The sequence below is a fragment of the Microbacterium hominis NBRC 15708 genome (assembly GCF_001592125.1).
GTDB classification, from domain to species: Bacteria; Actinomycetota; Actinomycetes; order Actinomycetales; family Microbacteriaceae; genus Microbacterium; species Microbacterium hominis.
On record NZ_BCWI01000018.1, the window covers coordinates 14,488 to 37,180 of the forward strand.

Genomic DNA, 22,693 nt, shown 5'->3' on the forward strand with positions numbered 1-22,693 from the left:
GCGCCGGGCGGCCGGGAGTTCCGACGATCGTCACGCAGCCGCGGCGCGACGGGCCCGTCGGTAGGCTGGCCGGGTGCGCATTCTCGTCCTCGGTTCCGGTGCCCGCGAGCACGCCATCCTCCTCGCACTGAAGGGAGAGGGCGCCGGGCACGAGCTGTTCGCCGCCCCCGGCAACGCCGGCATCGCCGCCGACGCGACGATCGTCGCCGACCTCGACGCGAACGCGCCCGCCGCGGTCACGGAGTACGCGAACGACCACGACATCGACCTCGTCGTCATCGGCCCCGAAGCGCCCTTGGTCGCGGGCGTCGCCGATGCCCTGCGCGAGCACGGCATCCCGGTATTCGGGCCCGGGAAGGCGGCGGCCCAGCTGGAGGGCTCGAAGGCCTTCGCGAAGCGCATCATGGATGCCGCCGGGGTGCCGACCGGGCGCGCGACGCGCGCGACGACCCGCGCCGAGGTCGAGGCGGCCCTCGCCGCCTACGGCGCACCGCACGTCGTCAAGGCCGACGGTCTGGCCGCCGGCAAGGGCGTCGTCGTGACCGACGACCGCGACGCGGCCCTCGCGCACGCCGACACCTACCTGCCCACCGGACCGGTGCTCGTCGAGGAGTTCCTCTCGGGCCCCGAAGTCTCCCTGTTCTTCGTGAGCGACGGCGACACGGTGCGAGCACTCAGTCCCGCCCAGGACTTCAAGCGCGCCTTCGACGGCGACGCCGGCCCGAACACCGGCGGCATGGGCGCCTACTCTCCCCTGCCGTGGCTGGCCGACGGCTTCGGCGGTGAGGAGGCCTTCGTCGCCGAGGTGACCCGCACGGTGGCCGAGCCGGTCATCCGCACCCTGGATGCCGAGGGCACCCCGTTCATCGGGCTGCTGTACGCGGGGCTCATCCTGACGGCCGACGGCATCAAGGTCATCGAGTTCAACGCGCGCTTCGGCGACCCCGAGACCCAGGTGGTCCTCGCGCGTCTGACGAGCCCGCTCTCCCGGCTGCTGATGGCGGCCGCGTCCGGCACGCTCGAGGACGAGCCCGCGCCCACGTTCGCCGACACCGCGGCCATCACGGTCGTGCTCGCGAGCGAGGGCTACCCCGAGGCGCCGCAGACCGGCCGGGTCATCACGGGCACGGATGCCGCGGCATCCGTCGCCGGCGTGCACCTGGCGCACGCCGCCACCGCCGACCGGGACGGCGCACTGGTCGCCACCGGCGGCCGGGTGCTGAACGTCGTCGCGACGGGCGGCACGTTCGCCGAGGCTCGCGAGCGCGCCTACGCCGCTCTCGGCGAGATCGCGCTCGACGGCGCGCACTTCCGACGCGACATCGCCGCCCGGGTCGCCGTCGACTGACGGCCCGGACGGCGATGGCGTGCGCGGCGGCGCGCGATCAGCGCTTGTCGAGGTGCGGCGGGCGCTTCATGAACAGCACCGCCACGACGCCGATCAGCATCACGATCGCCGGCAGCAGGATGGTCTGCGCCATCGCGCTGGAGAACCCGTCGACGACGAACGAGGGCAGCTGCCCCGAACCGAAGTCGCCGCCGGCGTCGGATGCTCCGGGGAGGTTGGCCTCGAGCCGCGACTGCATGAAGGCGGCGATGGCGGCCGAGCCCAGCACCGAGCCGATCGTGCGCGTCGTGTTGTAGATGCCGGCGCCGGCGCCCGCCTGACGCGGCTCCAGGTTGCGGGTGGCCGTCGTCGCCAGCGGCCCCCACATGCCCGAGTTGCCGATGCCCATCATGAGCGACGGGAGCAGGAACATCCAGATCGGGGTGTCGGCGTGCATGAGCGACGCGTACCAGAACAACGATCCCGCGACCAGGAGAAGACCCGGCACCAACAGCACGCGCGCGTCGACGCGGTCGAGCAGACGTCCCGTGAGCGGCGACAGCACACCGGCGGCCACGGCCATCGGCACGAGCAGCAGTGCGGACTCGGTGGGGGTCAGACCGCGGGCCAGCTGCACGAAGAACATGAGCGGCAACGACATGCTCGTCACGGTGAAGCCGACCGTGGCGATCGTGATGTTGGCGACCGAGAAGTTGCGGTCGCGGAAGAGCCCGAGCGGCACGAGCGGTTCGCTGCGCGTCTTGGCCTGCTGCCAGATGAACACGGCCATCACGAGCACACCGCCCGCGATCATCGTCCACACCCACGCGGCCCAGTCGAAGTGCTCGCCCTCCTGCAGCCCGAACACGATCAGGAAGAGACCGATCGCGCTGAGCACGACGCCGATCAGGTCGAAACGGTGCTCGTGGGTCGGGAGGTTCGGCACCAGCATCCACGCGAGCACGAAGCCGATGACACCGACGGGCAGGTTGACGAAGAAGATCCACTCCCATCCCAGGCCGTCGACGAGCAGGCCGCCGGCCAGCGGGCCGACGAGCATCGCGACGCCCGAGGTGGCACCCCACAGGCCCATGGCGGCGCCGCGGGCGTTCGGCGGGAAGGTGCGGGTGATGACGGCCATCGTCTGCGGCGTCATGAGTGCCGCGCCGAGGCCCTGCACCGCGCGGAACACGATGAGCATCTCGAGGGTTCCCGACAGCCCACAGCCGAGGGAGGCGAGCGTGAAGATCGCGAGTCCGATGAGGTAGATGCGCTTCGGGCCGAACCGGTCGCCGAGGCGCCCGGTGATCAGCAGCGGCACGGCGTACGCGAGCAGGTAGGCCGAGGTGACCCACACGACGTTGTCGAGGTTGTTGGTGGACGGGTCGAGCGCCGCCTTGATGGCGGGGTTCGCCACCGAGACGATCGTGGTGTCGACCAGGATCATGAAGAACCCGATGACGAGCGCCCAGAGGGCCGGCCACGGGCTGCGTTCGGGGGTGGGCGCGGGCGCGGTCACGTCGCGCGTGCGTTGTTCGGTCATGAGCGTGCGGCTTCTCTCTGTGCCAGGTAGCGATCGGTTTTCTCGTGTGATCCCCACACGAAGTCGGGGTGGGCGAGCCGGCCCAGCAGGGCGGCGAGCCAGTCATGGTCGGCGGCGAGCAGGGCCCGTTCGCGGTCGATCTCGAGGAGGTACTGCTCGACGACGGGCGCCCCGGCATCCCGCGCGCCGCGGATGCCGTCGGCCAGTTCGTCCCGCGCGGCGGCGAGCGCCGCCAGGCGTGCCGTCAGCAGCGCCACGGTCTCGTCGCGGTCGAGGTTGTGGGCCTCGGCGAGGGCCACCCGGAACTCGACGGGCCGGTCGATCAGCGGGAGCTCGCGGCGCACCCACTCCTCGACGGCGCGATGCCCGGTGTCGGTGAGGGCGTAGGTCGTGCGCTCCGGGCGGTTCCCGTCGCGGTCGACTCCGATCTCGGCCACCAGCCCGTGCTTCTCGAGCCGTGCGACGGTGTGGTAGACCGTGCCGTTGGTGATCGCGACGATGCGGTCGTCGCGGCGGTGACGCAGGAGCCGGATCATCTCGTAGGGATGCATGTCGTCCTCCCGCAGCAGCGCGAGAACCATCACCCCCAGCGGTGTGAGCCGGTTCATGGCGGTCTTCACGGCGACTCCTTCGATGATCGTTCGACTACTCCATATCGACTAGTCCACGTGGACTATACCGGGATTTCTCCCGGCGCGCTAGCGTCTGCTCATGGGCCCCGACGCGCGCACCGTCTTCGACGACATCGCCGCGGAGTACATGATGCTCCCGGGCGTCGACATCGGTCCGATGTTCGGCAGCGAGGGCCTGCGCATCCGCGGAAAGGTCTTCGCGTTCATGGGCCATCGGTCGGGACTGATAGCCAAGCTGCCCGAAGAGCGGGTCACCGCGCTCGAGCGGACCGGCAGAGCCGAACGCATGACCATGCGCGGCCGCACGATGCGAGAGTGGGTCTTCGCGGGTCCGGACGCCGTCGACCTCTGGCCCGACATCGTCGCGGAGGCGTACGCGTTCGTCGACCGCATCACGCCGCGCTGAGCATCCCGCGCGCACCGCGCCACCCCGCGATAATGGACGCGTGACCGACGCCTCCTCGAACTCCGACGCGACCTCCCCCGCCACCGACCTGCCCGGCTGGACCCACGTCTACTCCGGCAAGGTGCGCGACCTGTACCGGCCCGAGCCGGCGGCGGGCGCACGGGCCGACCGGATGCTCGTCGTCGCGAGCGACCGCGTGAGCGCGTTCGACCACGTCCTCAGCCCCGGCATCCCCGGCAAGGGCGAGCTGCTCACCACGCTCAGCCTGTGGTGGTTCGACCAGCTCGCGGGCGCGGACGGCGGCCGCCGCATCCCCAACCACCTCGCCGCCACGCATGCGCTCGCGCCCGCGTCGGACGACGCGGTCGACCTCGTCCCCGCCGCCGTCGCCGGACGGGCGATGGTGGTGCGCAGCCTCGACATGCTGCCGATCGAGTGCGTCGTGCGCGGCTACCTGACCGGCTCGGGCTGGAAGGAGTACGTCGCCGAGGGGACGGTCTGCGGCATCCCCCTGCCGGCGGGCCTGCAGGACGGCGACCGTCTCCCCGAGCCGCTGTTCACCCCGGCGTACAAGGCGCCGATGGGCGAGCACGACGAGAACATCTCGTTCGCCCGCACCGAGGAGCTCGTCGGCGCGGAGCGCGCGGCACAGTTGCGCGACCTCTCGCTCGAGATCTACCGGCGCGCCGCCGCGACCGCCGAGGCGAAGGGCCTGATCCTCGCCGACACGAAGTTCGAGTTCGGCGTGGATGCCGACGGCGTGCTCACCCTGGCGGACGAGGTGCTCACGAGCGACTCGTCGCGGTACTGGGATGCCGCGGCCTGGGCGGCCGGTTCCACCCCCGCGGAGCGGATGGCGAGCTTCGACAAGCAGATCGTCCGCGACTGGCTCGCCGCCGCGTGGGACGGGCAGGGGACGCCCCCCGAGCTGCCCGCGGAGATCGTCGATCGCACGGCGGACAAGTATCGCGAGCTGCTCGAGAAGCTCACCGGCTGACGGAGATGCGCGCGGCACCGGTCGGTGCGTGAGCGGGCGGGATGCTCAGCCCCGGATCGCCTCCGCCGGGTTCGCGCGAGCCGCCGCGAGCGCGGGATACGTGGCGGAGACCACGCCGGTCACCGTGCCGAGCAGAAGCCCCACTGCCGGCAAGGTCGGGTCGAGGACCGGCACCCACCCCTGTATCGCGGCCGTCACGAGAAGGGTGAGGATCCCCACGGCTCCTCCGGCGATGCCCCCGGCCGCGCCGATCACCGCTCCCTCCAACGTGAACATGCGCCAGATCGCCGATCGACTCGACCCGATGGCACGGCGTAGGGCGATCTCGGGCGCTCGGCTGCGCACGGAGAGGTACATCGCCGTGGCGGCGCTCAATGACGCGAGCGCGAGCAGAACCACCGAGCTGACACCGATCAACGTCGCCAGATCCTCCCCCACGCCCGTGCGCAGCCGGCGCAGGTCGGCGACCGTGGACACGCGCACCGCGGCGGGGTTGCCGGGGTCGAGGCTGAGCGGGATGGCCTCCGCTACCGGTGCCGGCGAACCGACCCGAGTGCGCACGAGCAGTTGCGGTGCGCCGTGGTGCACGGTGTCGTAGAGAGCCGCCGACGCGATGACCCCGCCGGCCACCCCGCTGTCGCGCCCCGGTGCGCTGACGACGCCCACGATGTCCACGGCGACGTCGTCGATCCAGATCCGTTGCGTCGAACCGGAACCGACCACGCCGAGCCGTGCGGCGGCGTCCGCTCCGAGGATCGCCACCGGCCCCGCCCAGTCGTTGTCGAGAAGCGCAGCGGCGTGGGCGGGAGACACCTCGATGCCCTGAGCGTCCAGGTAAGCGGCATCCGCGATGACGACGTTCCCGGTGAACCGGTCCTGACCCAGCCGAGGGCTCTGCGCCAGGGCCGTGACGGTGGCGTCCCCCGAGGTGATCGCCGCGGAGAACCCCGCTTCCTCCACGCCGTCGAGCAGACGGATCCGGCTCAGGTCTCGATCGATGTCCTCCAGCGTGGATCCCGTCGGCTCCACGGTGATCTCATCGAGACCGGCGGTGGTGATGCGCTGGGAGACCTGGGCCGCGGCGCTCTGACTGATGCCGAGGGAGGCGACCAACCCCGCCGTGCCGAGGAGGAACGCGAGGAGCAGGAGCAGCGCGCGCACCGGCGCGTTGGCGTGGTGAGACACGGCTTCGAGCGTCTCGTCCACCACCGTGCGCACTCCGCGGCGCAACCTACCGGCCCGCGCTTCGGGGGGCGGCCCGTCCGGGCCCGCGTCGGGGCGGAGGCGGAACGGGTCGTCGGCGACCGGCTCCGCGTCCGTGAGACGCCCATCGGACAGCCGGAATCGTCGGCCCGCCTGCGCGGCGACGCGCTCGTCATGGGTGATCATCACGATGGTCGTCCCCGCCTCGTTCAACGAACGGAGGTAGTCGAGCAGACGCCGGGAGTTCGCGGAATCGAGCGCGCCCGTCGGCTCGTCCGCGAGGATCAGACGGGGTGACGTCGCGATCGCACGAGCGATGGCGACCCGCTGACGCTCACCTCCTGAGAGGTTGCGACCGAGTGCCCCGGCGCGCGAGAGCAGGCCGAGACGCTCCAGCGCCAGCGCGACCTCCACACGTCGTCGCGCCAACGACACCGACTGCACCCGCAGACCCAGCGCCGCATTCTCGGCGGCGGTGGCATCTCCCATGATGTGCGACGCCTGGAAGACGAACCCGATCGCCCGCGAGCGCAGCGCGTCGCGCTGTCGTTCGCTGAGCGAGCGCACATCCACACCGTCGACCACGTACTCGCCGGCATCGGGCTCGTCCAGGAGGCCCAGCACATTCAGCAACGTGGACTTCCCGGCTCCGGACGGGCCGACGATGGCGACGAACTCGCCCTCGTAGACGTCGAAGCTCACGTCGCGCAACGCCTGCACGGTATCGCCGGAACCGCCGGAACCGCCGAAGGAGCGTCCGACTCCCCGCAGCCTCAGCAGGGGAGCGCGACCCGGCGCGCCCGATCCGCTCATTCCGGCATCCCCAGCCGCATGCCGACGCGAAGCCGATCGTTCGGAGCCACCGCGACCCATCCGCCGGCTTGTGCCGTCACCTCGACCGCGATCCGGCCCTCCGCCGCGGCGGCCGCGCTCTCCTCAAGGCCCTCCTCGGCCTCGGCGGCACGCTCGCCGGCGCTGCGGAACTCCCGCACGAACGTGCCCTCATCGTCGGTCTGGACGGCCACCAGCGGGACCGCGAGACCGGTCGGCTCCGGCGCACGCGAGCGCACGGTGAGCGGTTGCCCGGCGTCCGCGACCAGCGACGGCGGCAACGCGACGGAGATCTGCTTGCCCCCGGCCCCGGAGACCGCATCCGTGCTGAACTCGCCGATGGCCAGCACCGTGGACGAGACGGGGGCGCCGCCGCCGGCAGACACCATCACCTCCTGGCCGACGGTGAGCCGGTCGGCTTCGAGCAGCGTCGCCCGGGCGACGAGCGTCGGGGGCGCGGTCTGCACCGTCATCAGCGGCGTCTCACCGTCGAGAACGGTACCCACCTCGGCCGCCCGCACGAGGGTGCCGTGATCGACGGGAATCCGGGCGAACTCCCGCCAGCGAATCGTCTTCCCCTCCGTATCCGGAGACAGCTGGTAGCCGCTCGCCGTGTACAGGCGACGCATCGCGTCGATCGTCCCCTCGTCGAGGACGCCGGTGACCGTGACGCCGCGGTAGTCGAGGTCGGCCAGCATCACCTGCAAGGCGCGCACGTCGGCCCCCTCGGCGCCGACCTGCAGATCACGGTAGAGCGGAGTGGCCGCCGGCACGGTGATGACGGGCCGACCGGAGACCTCGGCGACGACGGTCCCGTAGTCGATGAGATCGCCCGGCAGGACGCGCATCGCGCTGACGACGCTCCGCTCGGCGCCCAGAAGGTACTCGGGGCCCCGGACGATGTCGTAGCTGGCACCGGCGACGACACCGGCCGACAGTTGGAGCTCGGCGGCGACGACCCGCTCTTCGACGAACAACGTCGGCTCGACGCGCGTCGTCGCGTTGTCGACCGCCTCTCTCTCCGGCGCCACCAGCATGGCTCCGGCGACGAACGACGCGGCCAGCATGACGATCACCACCGCCACGAAGGCGATGACCCGTCCGGGGTGCTGCACGCGGCGGAGCCGGACGATCGCTCCCGTCGCGGAGCCTCTCGTCTCGGAGGCGTCGTCACCGGTGGGCTCGGATGAATCGGTGGGTACCATCGTCGTCGCTTTCCTGGGAGCCGGACGGCTCGACCGTAACCGACCGCACGCGGCGGCGTCGGCGTGCCCCGCGCGGTCGCGAGCATCGCGCCACGGCGCGGACGACCCGAGATGACGCGGACTTCCGGCGTTGCTCGCGGATCGTGCCGTGGGCCGGGGCCGCCGAATCCGCGCGCCTTTTTCATCCGACCGAGTGAAATCTCGCGACGGATTTCGCTCGCGGACCCGCTCCGATCCGCGCGATCACGCGGCGGGCGCGGGAGAGGCCGTCGACGCGCCGGAACCCCGCCACCCGCATTGGCGCTAGCTTGCCGCCAGCGAGCCGATGCCACGCTCGCCCGTCGCCGACAGGCACGACACAAAAAGGGGAGATCGACCATGAAGAAAGCACGTCTCGGATTCGCCATCGCGGCCGCCGTCGCCGGCGTCGTCGCATTCGCTTCGCCCGCGCAGGCCTCCATCGTCATCTACGACGACATCATGTACGGAGGGGGATCGCGCGACCTCGGCAACGGCCTGCAGGTGGCACTCGGGAGCTGGAACGACCGCGCGAGCGCCGTCAAGATCAGCGGAACGACCGCGAAGCTGTATGAGCACGAGAACTACGGCGGCGCCTCCACGCCGACGTGGAGCTCGAACAAGTCCAACCTCGTCGACCACCACTTCAACGACCTCACCAGCAGCGTCTACTGACGCCGCACGGCACCACACCGCGAAGAGATTGGTCGGCGATCGATGACATCCCGCTCGGCATCCGTGATCCTGCTCGCGATCGTGGGGATGGCCGCACTGAGCGGCTGCTCCCCCACCAGCCCGCAGACGGAGGACGACTGGGGAGAGGTCTCGATCGCCGACTATTCGCACGTCACGGCGCGTCTGAACTATGAGACCGGCACCGTGGAGATGCCGTTGGACGCCGTGCGAGCCGTCACCCCCGAAGTGGCCAACAAGAGTCGCCGCGCGATCTGGGCCGTCACGGACGCGTGCATGGCCGAGCACGGGCACCCGCGGGTGAGCGCGGACGTCTCCTGGCCCGCCATCGCCCCCGACGAGGATCGTCTCTACGGGCGCTGGAGCACGGCGCTCGCGAGTCGATTCGGTGCGGTGCCGTCACCGGACACGCTCGAAGGGTTCCGCATCGACACCGTGGCGCGCGGCGTCGCCTACAACTCGCAGCTCACCCCGTGCTGGGACGGGATGCAGGAAGTGCTCGCGCCGGAGCTCACGTTCATCGAGAGCTCGACCAACGTCGACTATCAGGTCTACCGCCAGGCGGCGCGCGCGACGCTGGACTCCCCCGAGGGTAAGGCCGCCCTCCAGAAGCGCACCACGTGCATGGAGAACGAGGGCGTCGTGGTCGATCCCGAGACATCCATGCCGAGCTCCGACTACGGCACGGGAGAGCGGGCCGACGAGACGATGGTGCGAGTCGCCGTGGTCGCCGCCCAATGCAGCGAGCAGACCGGGGCCATCCAAGAGCTGTACGACCTCACTGCGCGCTATCAAGCCGCGTACATCGACCAGCGCGAGGCGCAGTTCGTCGCCCTCGAGGAGCACGCGACAGCGGTCGAGGCGCGACTGGACGAGGTGCTTCGCGATCCGGATGCCGCGTGGGCTTCGCGGCCCGCGGGCTGACGCACGATTTCTCACCGACCGACTTTCACGGCGCGCGTGCGCGGCTCACAGCCGGCTCCCAGGTAGCCTGACCTCGGCATCCCGCCACCCCGACGACCACCGGATCTCGACGACCGAGGAGCACGCGCATGCCCATCTGGACCCCGCACGGAGACGGCCGCACCGTCGAGCCCGGTGCCGTCGTCAAGCCGCACGAGCGGCTCGGATGGCCGGCCACGATCGCCATCGGCGCCCAGCACGTGGTCGCGATGTTCGGCGCCACGTTCCTCGTGCCGCTGCTGACGGGCTTCCCCGTGTCGACGACGCTGCTGTTCTCCGGCCTCGGCACCCTGCTGTTCCTGCTGCTGACGGGCAACCGTCTGCCGAGCTACCTCGGCAGCTCGTTCGCGTTCATCGCGCCGATCCTCGCGCTCGGCCCCGGCGACGGCAAGGCCCTGCAGACCGGTGAGCAGATCAGCCAGGCGCTGCTGGGCGTGTTCGTCGCGGGTGTGCTGCTGGCCGGCATCGGCTTCCTCGTGCAGGCGACCGGCACCGGCTGGATCGAGCGGCTCATGCCGCCCGTGGTCTCGGGCGCGATCGTCGCCCTGATCGGGTTGAACCTGGCGCCGGTGGCGTGGACCAACTTCCAGCAGGACGCACTGCTCGGCGCGATCACGCTGGCCGCCTGCATCCTGTTCGCGGTGTTCTTCCGCGGGTTCCTCGGGCGCATCTCGATCTTCCTCGGCGTCGTCGTCGGCTACGTCGTCGCCGCCCTCCTCGGCCGGGTGGACTGGTCCGGGGTGGCGGATGCCGCCTGGATCGGCCTCCCCCAGTTCCACCTGCCGGCCTTCGGCGACGCGCACGCCTGGGCGATGCTCCCGATGTTCCTGCCGGTGATCCTCGTGCTCATCGCCGAGAACGTCGGCCACGTCCGCGGTGTCGCGACGATGACCGGCGACCCCTCGATCAACAAGCGCACCGGGCGTGCGCTCATCGCCGACGGCCTCGCGACCACGATCGCCGGTCTCGGCGGCGGCTCGGGCACCACGACCTACGGCGAGAACATCGGCGTCATGGCCGCGACCCGCGTGTACTCGACCGCGGCCTACTGGGTCGCCGGCATCGTCGCGATCCTGCTCGCGTTCTCCCCCAAGGTGGGCGCGGTCATCTTCGCCATGCCGGCGGGCGTGCTCGGCGGCGTGACGACCGCCCTCTACGGCCTGATCGGCGTCATCGGGATCAAGATCTGGGTCGACAACCAGGTGGACTTCTCCCGCCCGGTCAACCAATACACCGTGGCCGTCGCGTTCGTCATCGCGATCGCCGGGTTCACGATGAACCTCGGCACGCTGAGCTTCGGCGCCATCGTGCTCGGCACCGTCGCCGCCCTCGTGATCTACCACCTCGGCAACGCCATCGCGCGGGCGCGCAAGACCGGCGCCGACGACGGCGGCCCGATCGTGCCCATCGGCCCGCTGGGCGGCGATCCCGAGAACGTGGGCTGAGCCCGCGGCATCCGCCGCCGGATCAGGCGGAGGCGCGGACGACGAGCTCGGTGGGCAGGATGGTGACGTGCGGCGGCGTGCCGCCGGCGAGGATCGACAGCAGGACGTCGGCCATCTTCTCGCCCTGCTCGTGCGAGGGCTGGCGCATCGTGGTGAGCAGCGGGTTGACCGTGCGCGCGACGGGCGAGTCGTCGAAGCCGATGATCGCGATGTCCTCGGGCACGCGCACGCCCGCCCGCCCCAGCGCGGCGAGGGCGCCGCGCGCCATGAGGTCGCTCGCGACGAACAGGGCGTCGAACGGCACGCCGGAGTCCAGGATGCGCTGCATCGCGGCCGCCCCGCCGTCGGCGGTGAAGTTGCCGTCCTCGACGGCGGCCGCCTCCAGCCCCGCGTCCGACAGCGCCTCCTGGTAGCCCACGAGACGGTCGATGCCGGCCGGCATGGTGACCGGCCCCGCGATCGTGGCGATCCGGCGGAATCCGCGTCCGATCAGGTACGCGGTGGCCTCGCGGCCGCCCGCGACGTTGTCGACGTCGACGTAGAAGTCGCGCTCGCGCTCGCGCACCGGGCGACCGCCGTACACGACCGGCACGACGTGCGCGATGCGGTCGATGAACGTGTCGCTGGTGTGGTGCGACACGACGATCGCGCCGTCGACGGCACCGCTGCGCACATACGCCGAGGTCTTGTCGCCCGGGTCGTCGCTCGCGATGATCAGGTTCAGCACGTACTCCGAGCGGCTGAGCCGGGCGTTGATGCCCGAGACGATCGAGGCGAAGAACGGGTCGCCGAAGAACCGCGTGGTGTCCTCCGGGACGACGAGGGCGATCGCCATCGTCGCGCGGCTGGCGAGCGAGCGCGCGGCCCGGTTGGGCACGTAGTTGAGCTCGGCGATGGCGCGCGTGACCGCCTCCAGCGCCGCCGGGCTCACGGCCGTGGAGCCGTTGACGACGCGGGAGACGGTCGACCGGGACACCCCCGCGGCGGCGGCGACCTCTTCGATGGTCGGTGCGACTCGCGGCGTGTCGATGGTCACGGCTACCTCTGAAGGCTGGAGATCTGAGTGGGGGTGATCTGGACGGCGGGTCGGGGCAGCGGCACCGCCGCGTCCTCGATCGCGCGAGCGTCGATGACCCGACGATACTCCAGCGCGCTGTCCTTCGCGGTGCGCACCTGGGTGGCGTAATCGACGTGCACGATGCCGAAGCGCTTGGCGTATCCCCAGGCCCACTCGAAGTTGTCCAGGAGCGACCAGTAGAAGTAGCCGCGCACGTCCACGCCGGCATCCGCCGCGTCGAGGATCGCCTCCAGATGACCGAGCAGGAAGCGGGTGCGCTCGACGTCGTGCACGCGCGCGACGCCGTCCTCCACGACGAGCTCGTCGTCGTACGACGCGCCGTTCTCGGTGACGTACAGGGCGGTGCCCGCGGGCGCGGCGTACTCGTCCCCCACGCGCTGCAGGAGGCGGGTGAGCCCCTCGGGCTGCACCTCCCAGTGCATGTTGGTGCGCGGCAGGCCGCGGTCGTGCCAGTAGATCCCCCCGTGCGACGGGAAGGGGGATGCCGCCGGGCGGTCGGTGGGCGCGTCGCCGGGAAGCGGCGGCTCGGGGTCGGGGGATCCTCCGACGAACTCGCCGTGGTAGTAGTTCACGCCCAGCGCGTCCAGCGGCTGGGAGATCGTGGCGAGGTCGCCCGGCCGGTTCGCCTGCACGAGGGCCTCGATCGCCTCCGGAGCGACGGCGCGGATGTCCTCGACTACGTCGGCCGGGTACTCCCCCCGGAAGATCGGGTCGAGGAACCAGCGGTTGAACTGGCCGTCGATGCGCCGGGCGGCGTCCGCGTCCGCGGCATCCGCCGGGTCGACCGCGTCGGCCACCGTGAGGTTGAGCGTGATGCCCAGGCTCAGGTCGGCGTCGCGCTCGCGCAGCTCGCGGACGACGGCGCCGTGGCCGAGCAGGAGGTGGTGCGCGGCGAGCACGCCGTCGGTCACGCTGTAGCGTCCCGGCGCGTGGATGCCGGCGGTGTAGCTGAGGAAGGACGAGCACCACGGCTCGTTGAGGGTCGTCCAGTTCTGCACCCGGTCGCCGAGGGCGTCGTGCACGCTCAGGGCGTACTCGACGAACTGCTCGCTCGTGGAGCGCACGGTCCAGCCTCCCTGCTCCTCGATGGCCTGCGGCATGTCCCAGTGGTACAGGGTGAGCCACGGCAGGATGTCCGCCGCCCGCAGCTCGTCCACGAGACGCTCGTAGAAGTCGAGCCCCTTGCGGTTGAGCGGTCCGCCGTCGGGGCGCACCCGCGACCACGAGACCGAGAAGCGGTAGGTGTCGAGCCCGAGGTCCTTCATGAGGGCCACGTCGTCGCGGAAGCGGTGATAGTGGTCGCACGCGACGTCGCCGTTGTCGGCGGCGATGACCGCTCCGGGCACCCGGCTGAACGCGTCCCAGATGGAGGCCGTGCGGCCGTCCTCGAAGGCCGCGCCCTCGATCTGGTAGGCGGCGGTGGCCGCGCCGAAGAGGAAGCCCTTCGGGAACGGGCGCGAGAACTCTGTCATGAATCGACCTTTCTGAAGCGGTCCGGGCCTCAGCCCTTGACCGCGCCTTGCATGATGCCGCTGACCAACTGTTTGCCGGCGAAGACGAACAGGATCAGCAGAGGGATGGTCGCCAGGAGCACCCCCGCCAGCACGATCGAGTAGTCGATGAAGTAGTTGGACTGCAGCAACGATAGAGCCACCGGAAGCGTGGGGTTCTGCCGATCGAGCACGATGAACGGCCAGAAGAAGTTGTTCCACGCCGACACGAAGGTGAACAGGGCCAGCATCGCGGCCGCGGGACGCGCGGCGGGAAGGCCCACGGTCAGGAACGTGCGGAACGAGCTCGCCCCGTCGACCCGAGCCGCCTCGATGAGCTCGTCGGGCACGGCCTGGCGGAGATACTGCGTCATCCAGAACACGCCGAAGGCGCTCACGAGCGCGGGCACGATGATCGCGCCGAGCTGGCCGGTCCAGCCGAGGTCGCTGAAGAGGATGTACAGCGGCACGACGCCGAGCTGCGTGGGAACGGCCATCGTCGCGATGACGAACACCAGCAGCCAGCTGGAGCCCTTGAACTTCAGCTTCGCGAACGCCCACCCGGCCAGGGTGGAGAAGAACACGACCGAGATCGCGATCAGGCCGGAGCTGATGATCGAGTTCCACAGGGCGACCCAGAAGTTCACGGCCGGGTCGTTGACGACCTTCGCCGCGTTGGCGAGGAAGTTCCCGCCCGGGATCCACGACATGTTGGGGTCGCGGATCGTGTACGAGTCGCCCGAGCCGATCAGCAGCGACCAGTAGAACGGGAAGAGGCTGCCGACGAGCACGGCGGCGAGGCAGGCGTAGACGATCCAGCCCGGGCGGGTGCCCTTGACGTGGCGAGGACGGCGCGTCCTCGCACCCTTCTTGGGGGCGGGCAGCGCGTCGTCGACGACGGGGACGGCCTGTTCGTTGAGGACGCTCATCGCGTCACCTCCGCTGATTCGTTCGTGCGACGGGGTTCGGATGCCGCGGCGCGGTCGGCCGCCACCGCCGCGCGGGCGGCCCGCGCCGCGGCGCGCATCTGGGCGCGGGTGAGGCTGTTGCGACTGCCCTCGTCACGCACGAGGTTGCGGGTGATGAAGAGGTTGATGATGCCGATCACCAGGATGATGAGGAAGAGGATCCACGCCAGCGCCGCCGCGCGGCCGAGGTTCCACTGCCCCCACCCGATGTCGTACAGCCAGAGCGAGATCGTCAACCACTGGTTGTTCGCGCCGCCGGTGCCCGTCTGGTCGTACATGCGCGGCTCGTCGAAGATCTGCAGGCCGCCGATGGTGGACGTGATGATGACGAAGATCAGCGTGGGCCGGAGGCTGGGCAGGGTGATCGCGAAGAACTGACGCACCTTGCCGGCGCCGTCGACGGTCGCGGCCTCGTAGTAGTCGCGCGGGATGGCCTGCATCGCCGCGAGGAGGATGAGGGTGTTGTACCCGGTCCACCGGAAGTTCACCATCGTGGCGATGGCGATGTGGCTCGCGAAGGTGTCGGAGTGCCACATGACCGGGGGCAGGCCGATGCTGCTGAGCCAGGTGTTGATGATGCCGTACTGGTCGCCGAACATGTTGGAGAAGACCAGGGCGACGGCGACGGGCGCCATCACGTACGGGACGAGCACGCCCATCCGCCAGAAGGTCTTGGCGCGGATGTTCTGGTCCAGCAGCGCCGCGATGACCACGGCGGCGATGAGCTGCGGCACGGACGAGAGCAGGAAGATGCTGAAGGTGTTGCGCAGCGCCGCCCAGAACTTCGGGTCGGAGATCACCGTGGCGTACTGGTCGAACCCGACGAAGGTTCCCGAGTTGCGCACGAGGTCCCAGTCCATGAAGGAGATCACCGCGGTGTACCCGATCGGGAAGAGCCCGACGACGAGGAACAGGATGAAGAACGGGGAGATGTAGAGGTAGGGCGAGAGCTTGAGATCCCACGAGCTCAGCCGGCTGCCGAAGCCGATGCGCTTCGGGGCGCGGGAGGTGGTGGTGGTCACGGCATGTCCTTCGGGAGTCGATGGGCACCGGTCGTTGAGCGAGCGGGGCGAGTCGGAACGCCCGAGCGGGCGGGCGTTCCGACTCGGATGCCGACGGCATCCTCGCTCAACGACCGGTGAAGGGGATTACTTGATGGCGGCGACTTCCGTCTGCCACTGGGCCCACGAGGCCGCCTTGTCCTGCGTTCCCTCTTCGACGCGGGTCAGAGCCTTCTGCATCGCGTCGTTGATCTGGAAGTAGAACTGTCCCTTGAAGGGCGAGACCGTCACCGCGTTGGCACGGTCGGTGAGGATCTGGCCGACCGGAGCGTTGTTGAAGAACTCGTTCTTCGAGCTCAGCAGGGTGTCGGACTTCATCGCGTCGACCTGGCTCGGGAACGTGCCGGCCGCCTCGAACGCCTTGAGCTGCGTGTCGGGGCTGGTGAGCCAGTCGGCGAGCTGCTGCGCGGCCGCGACGTTCTTGCCGTTCGCGGGAACGGTCAGGTACGAGCCGCCCCAGTTGCCGCCGCCGCCGGGGAAGACGTTGGCGATGTCCCAGCCCTTGACGTCCTTGGCGTTGCCGGAGATGACGCCGAGCATCCAGCCCGGGCAGAGCATCGTGGCGAACGAGCCGTTGGACAGGCCCGCCATCCAGTCGTCGGACCACTGGCTGAGGTGCGCGGACTGCGTCGCGGAGGCGTCGAGCACCTGGTTGTAGATGGTCTCGACCTTCGGGTCGATGTCGATCTTGCCGTCCGAGGGGTTCTCGTACGCGGCCTCGATCTGGTTGACCATGCCCTGGTACGTGCCACCGGCGGAGTCGAAGAACGCCTTGCCGGTCGCGGCGGTGTACTTCGCGCCGGTGTCGAAGTAGGTCTTCCAGTCGCCGGTCAGCAGCTTCGCGACCTCCTCGCGGTCGGTCGGCAGGCCGGCGGCGGCGAACAGGTCGGAGCGGTAGCAGACGCCCTCCGGCCCGATGTCGGTGCCGTAGCCGATGAGGTTGCCCTGCGCGTCGGTGGCCGCCTTGACCTTCCAGTCGAGCCAGCGGCTCTTCAGGTCGGTGGGGACCGGCGCGAGCAGGTCGGAGTACTTCATGACCTCGGGCAGCCAGTCGACCTCGATCGCCTCGATGTCGGCCAGGCCCGTCTTGCCGAGCTTCTGGAAGTAGTTGGCGCGTGCGTCGTTGCTCGTCGCTGCCTTGTTGTGGACGATCGTGACGTTCGGGTGCTCCTTCGTGTACTCGGCGAACAGGGCGTCCGAGTATCCGAAGTCGTTGAAGGTCGCCACGGTCAGCGTGACCTTCTCGTTGGGATCGGCCGTCGCCGCCGTGCCGCTGCCGCCGGCACAGCCGGCGAGCACGAGGGCGGAGGTGGTCAGGGCGCCGGCCACGAGGCCGATGCGCCGCAGTGCGCGTGTGTTCACGTGTCACTCCTTTGTGGATGTGTTGCAGGTGCGTGTTCGCGTTCCCGCCCTCCCGCGCCATCGCATCGATGTGGGAATGGGAGCGCTCTCACCGGACAGCGACGACGTTATGGGATCGCTCCCAGGAACACAAGGGAGCGCTCCCATGAGTGCATCACGGTTGTGTAACGGCAGCCGTGACAATCCGGCCGCGGCCGCCCTCCCGGTCGGCTCCGCGAAGGCCGCGCGCGCCCGTAGACTGGTGCCGACCCCTCCCTCGATCCGCGGCGCGCCGGCCCACCGGCATCCGCGATCGCGGGGCGACCGGAAGCCGCGGCCGTGCGCGGCCCACAGGAGGACCGAATGCCCACCATCGTCGTCGACGTCATGCCCAAGGCCGAGCTGCTGGACCCGCAGGGCAAGGCCGTGGCCGGCGCCCTGGACCGCCTCGGCGTCGAGGGCTTCTCGTCCGTCCGGATCGGCAAGCGCTTCGAGCTGACCGTCGACGTCGCCGACGAGAAGACCCTGGAGACCGTGCGCACCCTCGCCGCCGACATCCTGTCGAACGCGGTGATCGAGGACGTCGTGGGCATCGAGGTCGTCGAGTGACCGCCCGCATCGGGGTCATCACCTTCCCGGGCTCGCTCGACGACGGCGACGCGCACCGCGCGATCCGCCTCGCCGGCGCCGAGCCCGTCGCCCTGTGGCACGGCTCGCACGACCTCGAGGGCGTCGACGCCCTCGTGCTCCCGGGCGGCTTCAGCTACGGCGACTACCTGCGCGCGGGCGCGATCGCCGCACTCGCGCCGATCATGTCCGAGGTGAAGGATGCCGCGGCGCAGGGCATGCCCGTCCTCGGCATCTGCAACGGCTTCCAGATGCTCGTCGAGGCGCACCTGCTGCCCGGCGGGCTCATCCGCAACGCCCACCAGCAGTTCATCCGTCGCGACCAGCGCCTGCGCGTCGAGAACGCGACGACCGCCTGGACCTCGCAGTTCGAGGCCGGCCAGGAGATCACGATCCCGCTGAAGAACGCCGACGGCGGGTACATCTGCTCCACCGAGACGCTCGAGCGGATCGAGGGCGAGGGGCTCGTCGCCTTCCGCTACCTCGGCGTGAACCCCAACGGCTCGCTCGACGACATCGCCGGTCTCACCAACACGCGCGGCAACGTGGTGGGGCTCATGCCGCACCCCGAGCACGCGGTGGAGCCCGGCTTCGGCCCCGACACCCCCGAGGCCATGCGCTCCGGTGTGGACGGTCTGGCCTTCTTCACGTCGGCGATCGCCGCCGTGGTGGGCGCCGCCGCGTAAATCCGCGACGCGGGCGCCCCTGCGGTCGCGGCCCTCGCCGGGGCGTAGCCTGGCCGAAACATGGCGCCGATATCGTCGCGGCATGACGGCACTCGCGACCTCCTACACGGCCTCCCTGCCCGGCTGGCTCATCGCCGACCTGGACGCCCTGCCGACGGCTCTGCCCTCGGCCGAGGAGCAGATGCGCCTGGTGAACGAGCTCGCCGACCGCAACTGGCGCGCGGGCAACGGCGGCCCCTTCGCCGCGATCGTGGTCGACGAGTCGACGGGCGCGCTGGTGTCCGTCGGCGTCAACGTCGTGCTCGAATCCGGCGTCACCTCGGCCCACGCCGAGGTCATGGCGCTCGCGCTCGCCCAGCGCGCCCTCGGACGGTGGGACCTCGGCGCGGGCGGCGCCCACCTGACGCTCGTGGTCAACTGGCGCCCGTGCGTGCAGTGCTACGGGGCCACGATGTGGAGCGGTGTGCGCTCTCTCGTCGTCGCGGGCGAGGGCGACCTCCTGGAGGAGCTCACCGGCTTCGACGAGGGCCCGATGGTCGACGACTGGGCCGCGCAGTTCGAGCGGCGCGGCATCCGGGTGCGCACCGGCGTCGGCTACGACGACGCCGTCGCCGTCTACCGGGCCTACGGCGCGAGCGACGCGGTGGTCTACAACGCCCGCGGCGCCGTCGAGGTCTGACCCGCGCGCCGTCAGCGCGGCAGGCTCACACCACGTTCGGCCGCGTACTCCTGGACCGCGGCGACGAACGCGGCGCGGCGCGCCGGGGTCAGCCAGGACGCCTCGAAGGAGTTGATCGCCAGCTGGGCGAGGTCGGCCTCGGTGAGCCCGGCCTGCTGCGCGAGCGCGACGTAGTTCTCCGCGACGTACGCGCCGAAGTAGGCCGGGTCGTCGGAGTTGATCGTCACGCGCACGCCCTCCCGCAGCAGCGTCACGATCTCGTCGGCCTTCATCTGGGCGGTCACGAACGAGTTCGACACGGGACAGCACGTGAAGCCGAGGCCGCGCTCCTTCGCGAGCGCGATGAGCTCCGGGTCCTCGACGATGTTGGTGCCGTGGTCGATGCGGTCGACGCGGATGTCGCGGAGCACCTCGCGGATGTTGTCGATCGAGCCGACCTGGTCGATGTCGCAGTGCATCGTCAGGAAGAAGCCCTCGGCCTTCGCCCGCGCGAAGACGGCGGCGAACTTCGACGGCGGGTTGTCGCGCTCGTCGGAGTCGAGCCCGACGCCCACGATCCACTGCTTGTAGGGGAGCGCCTCCATGAGGGTCGCCATGGCGAACTCGGCGGAGAAGTCGCGCAGGAAGCAGAGGATCAGCTCGGCGGAGATGCCCAGCTCGTCCTGAGCCCGCACGGCGGCGCGGCGGTAGCCGCCGATGACGGCGGAGAAGGGCACGCCGCGGCTGGTGTGCGCCTGCGGGTCGAAGAACATCTCGGCGTGGACGACGCCCTGCTCCTTCGCGCGCAGCAGGTACGCCCAGGCCAGGTCGTGGAAGTCGTCCGCCGTCTGCAGCACCTCCATCGCCGGGTAGTAGACGGCGAGGAAGCTCGTCAGGTCGGTGAAGTCGTAGGTGGCGCGCACCTCGGCGACGCTCGTCTCGGCGAGGCGGATGCCGTTGCGTTCGGCGAGCGCGAACTTCAGCTCGGGCTCGAGCGTGCCTTCGAGGTGGAGGTGGAGCTCTGCTTTGGGCAGGCCGAAGGCGAACTCGGCGAGGTCGGACATCGTGGACCTTTCGGGGCGGGGGATCAGGCGCGGTCGGACATGCCCATGCGGGCGAGGAGGACCGCCTCCAGGATATGGACGAGGTTGTACAGCAGCAGCGCCGCGACGGTGATCACCGCGACCGACGACCACAGGGCAGAGAACTGCGCGGCGGCGATGTAGCCGCCGAACGCGCCGCCGATGCCGCCGCCGACGGCGAGCCACTCGGCCAGCAGCGCCCCGGTGATGGCGCCGGGCACCGAGATGCGCACCGCCGCGAGCAGCGAGGGCAGCGCACTGGGCAGCGCGACCTTGCGCAGCGTCGTCCACGACGATCCGCCGTAGACCTCGACGAGGTCGTTCATGTGCGCCGGCGCGGACTTCAGGCCGAAGGCGATCGTGACGAGGGCGGGAAAGAGCACGACGATGCCGCCGAGCACCGCGATCGTCGCGAAGTCGCGGGCGAAGATCAGGATGATGACGGGGGCCATCGCGATCAGCGGCACCGATCGCAGCAGCATCGCGAGCGGCATCAGGGCGTGCTCGACGCCCGCGCTCAGCTGGAACAGCGCGGCGACCAGGATCGCCACGAGCAGCCCGGCGACGAAGCCGATCGCGGCGTGGCCGAGCGACACCCACAGCTGGCCGAAGACGGTGGCGCGGTTGGCCTCCGCGGCGGGAACGGTGAAGAGGTAGTTCCAGACGTCGAGCGGTCCCTTGCCGACGTACGGGCTCACCCGGAACGCCCACAGCGCACCGGCCCACAGCACGAGCACGGTCACGACCGTCAGCACGAGGGTGAGCACGCTCGACCCCAGCGCGCGCAATGCGCCCGTGCCGCTCATCGGCGCGCTCCCTTCGCCCAGGGCGCCACGAGGCGGGCCACGAGGCCGAGCAGCGCGTAGCCGACCAGAGCGACGGCGCCGGAGACGAGGGCGAGCGCCCAGACCCGCGGGGCGTCGAGCGCCTGCTGCGCGGCGATCATCGCCGGCCCCACACCGAGCTCCACCTTGCCGAAGAACTCGCCGAGCACGGCGCCGAGGAAGGCCGCCGGCACGGCGATCTGCAAAGCGTTGAGCACGGACGGCAGCGCCGCGATCAGCCGGATCTTCCGCAGCTGCGTCAGCCGCGATCCGCCGTAGACGGCGACCACGTCGAGGCTGGCCCGGTCGGCGGCCTTGAGGCCGAGCAGCGCGCCGACGACGGTCGTGAAGAAGACCGCGAGGGCGGCGAGGAAGGATGCCGTCCCCGACGGCTCGCCCGGCTTGGGCACCGGGATGATGACCACGAGCAGCATGCCGATCGCGACGATCGGGATGCAGTAGGTGATGATCGCGAGCTGCATCACCACCCCCTCCAGGCGCGGCACCACGAGCACGAGGGCGGAGAGCAGCAGCGCGAGGCCGTTGCCCCACAGATACCCGGTTCCCGCCTCACTGATCGTGACGGAGAAGTTGCGGGCGAAGTACGACCATCCGCTGTCCACGATCTCGGCGACGACCTGTGGCGGGGTGGGGATGGCCTGGACCCCGCCCGGGCCGACGCGCGCGAACACGGTGGCGGCGAGCACCCACCACAGCAGGATGATCCCGACGCCGCCCAGCACGCCCGTGAGCCAGGCCGGGAGGCGGACGGCGCGGCGGGTGAGGCCGCGCGTCATCGCCTGGTCAGTGGTCATCGGCCGCGGCGCCTCCCGCGCCGAACAGCAGCTCGGATGCCCGGTCGACGTAGGCGTGGAACTCCGGCGTGCGCATCATCTCGGGCAGCCGCGGACGCGGCAGGTCGATCTCCATGACCTCCTTGACGCGACCCGGACGCGGGCTCATCACCGCCACCTGATCGGAGAGGAAGATCGCCTCGGAGATGCCGTGCGTCACCATGAGGGTGGTCGCCGGCTTCTCGGTCCAGATGCGCAGGAGCTCGAGGTTCAGCTTCTGCCGCGTCATGTCGTCGAGGGCGCCGAAGGGCTCGTCGAACAGCAGCACCGACGGTTTCATGATGAGCGAGCGCGCGATCGACACGCGCTGACGCATGCCGCCCGACAGCTGCGCCGGCTTCGCCTTCTCGAAGCCCTTGAGCCCGACCAGCTCGATCATCTCGCGCACGTAGTCGCGGTCGACGGGACGGCCCGCCACCTCGAACGGGAGCTGGATGTTGGACTGCACGCTGCGCCAGGGCAGCAGCGCCGAGTCCTGGAACGCGATGCCCAGCTCCCCCGCCTTGCGCAGCTCCTTCGGGCTCTTGCCGTCGACGCGCGTCGTTCCGCTCGTGGGCTCCTCCAGCCCCGCGAGGATGCGCAGGATCGTGGACTTGCCGCAACCGGACGGCCCGAGCAGCGACAGGAACGATCCCTGATCGGTGTGCAGATCGGCATCCTGCAGCGCCACCACCTGCGTGCGACCGACCGTGAAGGTCTTGTTGAGTGCGGTGATCTGCAGACCGGTGCCCGGGCTCATCGCCTGGGCACCGGTCCGGGTG

General features: G+C 70.6%; 22 protein-coding genes. 9 read left to right on the plus strand and 13 right to left on the minus strand.

Features of this window, described 5'->3' with window-relative positions:
* Nucleotides 1-73 precede the first annotated feature (73 nt).
* On the plus strand, nt 74-1,348 hold the full coding sequence (purD, locus tag MHO01S_RS13040; RefSeq protein ID WP_061782414.1) for a phosphoribosylamine--glycine ligase: 1,275 nt from the start codon (nt 74-76) through the stop codon (nt 1,346-1,348).
* 37 nt (nt 1,349-1,385) lie between these two features.
* Here purD and MHO01S_RS13045 read toward each other — a convergent pair whose 3' ends face one another.
* Together MHO01S_RS13045 and MHO01S_RS13050 are read right to left on the minus strand one after the other, a co-directional pair.
* Nucleotides 1,386-2,870, minus strand: coding sequence for an MFS transporter (locus MHO01S_RS13045; protein WP_060960753.1), 1,485 nt, complete (start codon nt 2,868-2,870; stop codon nt 1,386-1,388).
* Entirely contained in the window at nt 2,867-3,490 is a 624-nt protein-coding gene (locus MHO01S_RS13050; RefSeq protein WP_060960754.1) for a PadR family transcriptional regulator, read from the minus strand. Before MHO01S_RS13050 ends, MHO01S_RS13045 begins: the two co-directional genes overlap by 4 nt.
* Nucleotides 3,491-3,581: 91 nt before the next feature.
* Between MHO01S_RS13050 and MHO01S_RS13055 the strand changes: the two genes are divergently transcribed.
* Both MHO01S_RS13055 and MHO01S_RS13060 read left to right on the plus strand, forming a co-directional pair.
* Nucleotides 3,582-3,908 carry a hypothetical protein gene (locus MHO01S_RS13055; protein WP_060960755.1) on the plus strand — a complete coding sequence of 109 codons (327 nt, stop codon included), beginning with the start codon at nt 3,582-3,584 and terminating at the stop codon, nt 3,906-3,908.
* A gap of 40 nt (nt 3,909-3,948) precedes the next feature.
* Nucleotides 3,949-4,905 (plus strand): phosphoribosylaminoimidazolesuccinocarboxamide synthase, encoded by a 957-nt coding sequence (locus MHO01S_RS13060; RefSeq protein WP_061782415.1) that lies wholly within the window; start codon nt 3,949-3,951, stop codon nt 4,903-4,905.
* A gap of 45 nt (nt 4,906-4,950) precedes the next feature.
* On the opposite strand, the gene MHO01S_RS13065 is transcribed toward MHO01S_RS13060, so the two are convergent.
* Nucleotides 4,951-6,921 (minus strand): ABC transporter ATP-binding protein/permease, encoded by a 1,971-nt coding sequence (locus tag MHO01S_RS13065; RefSeq protein ID WP_060960757.1) that lies wholly within the window; start codon nt 6,919-6,921, stop codon nt 4,951-4,953.
* On the minus strand, nt 6,918-8,144 hold the full coding sequence (locus tag MHO01S_RS16705) for a peptidoglycan-binding domain-containing protein (protein WP_060960758.1): 1,227 nt from the start codon (nt 8,142-8,144) through the stop codon (nt 6,918-6,920). Before MHO01S_RS16705 ends, MHO01S_RS13065 begins: the two co-directional genes overlap by 4 nt.
* A gap of 378 nt (nt 8,145-8,522) precedes the next feature.
* On the opposite strand from MHO01S_RS16705, the gene MHO01S_RS13075 reads away from it, so the two are divergent.
* The 3 genes from MHO01S_RS13075 (at nt 8,523) to MHO01S_RS13085 (ending at nt 11,263) form a co-directional block, all read left to right on the plus strand.
* Complete coding sequence (locus MHO01S_RS13075; RefSeq protein WP_060960759.1) at nt 8,523-8,837, plus strand: hypothetical protein; 315 nt, start codon at nt 8,523-8,525, stop codon at nt 8,835-8,837.
* Nucleotides 8,838-8,879: 42 nt separating this feature from the next.
* Nucleotides 8,880-9,779 (plus strand): hypothetical protein, encoded by a 900-nt coding sequence (locus MHO01S_RS13080; protein WP_061782416.1) that lies wholly within the window; start codon nt 8,880-8,882, stop codon nt 9,777-9,779.
* A 128-nt stretch (nt 9,780-9,907) separates the two neighbouring features.
* Entirely contained in the window at nt 9,908-11,263 is a 1,356-nt protein-coding gene (locus MHO01S_RS13085; RefSeq protein WP_060960761.1) for a uracil-xanthine permease family protein, read from the plus strand.
* A gap of 22 nt (nt 11,264-11,285) precedes the next feature.
* Here the strand turns inward: MHO01S_RS13085 and MHO01S_RS13090 are convergent, their stop codons facing one another.
* The 5 genes from MHO01S_RS13090 to MHO01S_RS13110 all read right to left on the minus strand — a co-directional run bounded on the left by MHO01S_RS13090 (nt 11,286) and on the right by MHO01S_RS13110 (nt 17,222).
* On the minus strand, nt 11,286-12,299 hold the full coding sequence (locus tag MHO01S_RS13090) for a LacI family DNA-binding transcriptional regulator (RefSeq protein WP_060960762.1): 1,014 nt from the start codon (nt 12,297-12,299) through the stop codon (nt 11,286-11,288).
* A 2-nt stretch (nt 12,300-12,301) separates the two neighbouring features.
* Nucleotides 12,302-13,813 carry a GH1 family beta-glucosidase gene (locus MHO01S_RS13095; RefSeq protein WP_061782417.1) on the minus strand — a complete coding sequence of 504 codons (1,512 nt, stop codon included), beginning with the start codon at nt 13,811-13,813 and terminating at the stop codon, nt 12,302-12,304.
* Between the two features lie 29 nt (nt 13,814-13,842).
* Nucleotides 13,843-14,760, minus strand: coding sequence for a carbohydrate ABC transporter permease (locus MHO01S_RS13100; protein WP_060960764.1), 918 nt, complete (start codon nt 14,758-14,760; stop codon nt 13,843-13,845).
* On the minus strand, nt 14,757-15,821 hold the full coding sequence (locus MHO01S_RS13105; protein ID WP_061782418.1) for a carbohydrate ABC transporter permease: 1,065 nt from the start codon (nt 15,819-15,821) through the stop codon (nt 14,757-14,759). The genes MHO01S_RS13100 and MHO01S_RS13105 overlap by 4 nt, the downstream gene beginning before the upstream one ends.
* Nucleotides 15,822-15,947: 126 nt before the next feature.
* Nucleotides 15,948-17,222 carry an ABC transporter substrate-binding protein gene (locus MHO01S_RS13110; protein ID WP_060960765.1) on the minus strand — a complete coding sequence of 425 codons (1,275 nt, stop codon included), beginning with the start codon at nt 17,220-17,222 and terminating at the stop codon, nt 15,948-15,950.
* Between the two features lie 342 nt (nt 17,223-17,564).
* Here MHO01S_RS13110 and purS point away from each other — a divergent pair, with 342 nt between their 5' ends.
* From purS to MHO01S_RS13125, 3 genes are all read left to right on the plus strand, one after another.
* On the plus strand, nt 17,565-17,810 hold the full coding sequence (gene purS / locus MHO01S_RS13115; RefSeq protein ID WP_060960766.1) for a phosphoribosylformylglycinamidine synthase subunit PurS: 246 nt from the start codon (nt 17,565-17,567) through the stop codon (nt 17,808-17,810).
* Nucleotides 17,807-18,514 (plus strand): phosphoribosylformylglycinamidine synthase subunit PurQ, encoded by a 708-nt coding sequence (gene purQ, locus MHO01S_RS13120; protein ID WP_061782419.1) that lies wholly within the window; start codon nt 17,807-17,809, stop codon nt 18,512-18,514. The genes purS and purQ overlap by 4 nt, the downstream gene beginning before the upstream one ends.
* A gap of 82 nt (nt 18,515-18,596) precedes the next feature.
* Nucleotides 18,597-19,193, plus strand: coding sequence for a nucleoside deaminase (locus MHO01S_RS13125; RefSeq protein WP_060960768.1), 597 nt, complete (start codon nt 18,597-18,599; stop codon nt 19,191-19,193).
* An 11-nt stretch (nt 19,194-19,204) separates the two neighbouring features.
* On the opposite strand, the gene add is transcribed toward MHO01S_RS13125, so the two are convergent.
* From add to MHO01S_RS13145, 4 genes are read right to left on the minus strand one after another with little or no spacing between them, the layout of a single operon-like run.
* Entirely contained in the window at nt 19,205-20,236 is a 1,032-nt protein-coding gene (add, locus tag MHO01S_RS13130; protein WP_060960769.1) for an adenosine deaminase, read from the minus strand.
* A gap of 23 nt (nt 20,237-20,259) precedes the next feature.
* The gene (locus MHO01S_RS13135) at nt 20,260-21,060 is read right to left on the minus strand and encodes an ABC transporter permease (protein ID WP_060960770.1); all 801 of its coding nucleotides are present in this window, start codon (nt 21,058-21,060) and stop codon (nt 20,260-20,262) included.
* On the minus strand, nt 21,057-21,893 hold the full coding sequence (locus MHO01S_RS13140; protein ID WP_231735184.1) for an ABC transporter permease: 837 nt from the start codon (nt 21,891-21,893) through the stop codon (nt 21,057-21,059). The genes MHO01S_RS13135 and MHO01S_RS13140 overlap by 4 nt, the downstream gene beginning before the upstream one ends.
* A complete protein-coding gene (locus tag MHO01S_RS13145; RefSeq protein ID WP_060960779.1) occupies nt 21,883-22,671 on the minus strand; it encodes an ABC transporter ATP-binding protein in 789 nt (262 codons plus the stop codon). The genes MHO01S_RS13140 and MHO01S_RS13145 overlap by 11 nt, the downstream gene beginning before the upstream one ends.
* Nucleotides 22,672-22,693: the final 22 nt, after the last annotated feature.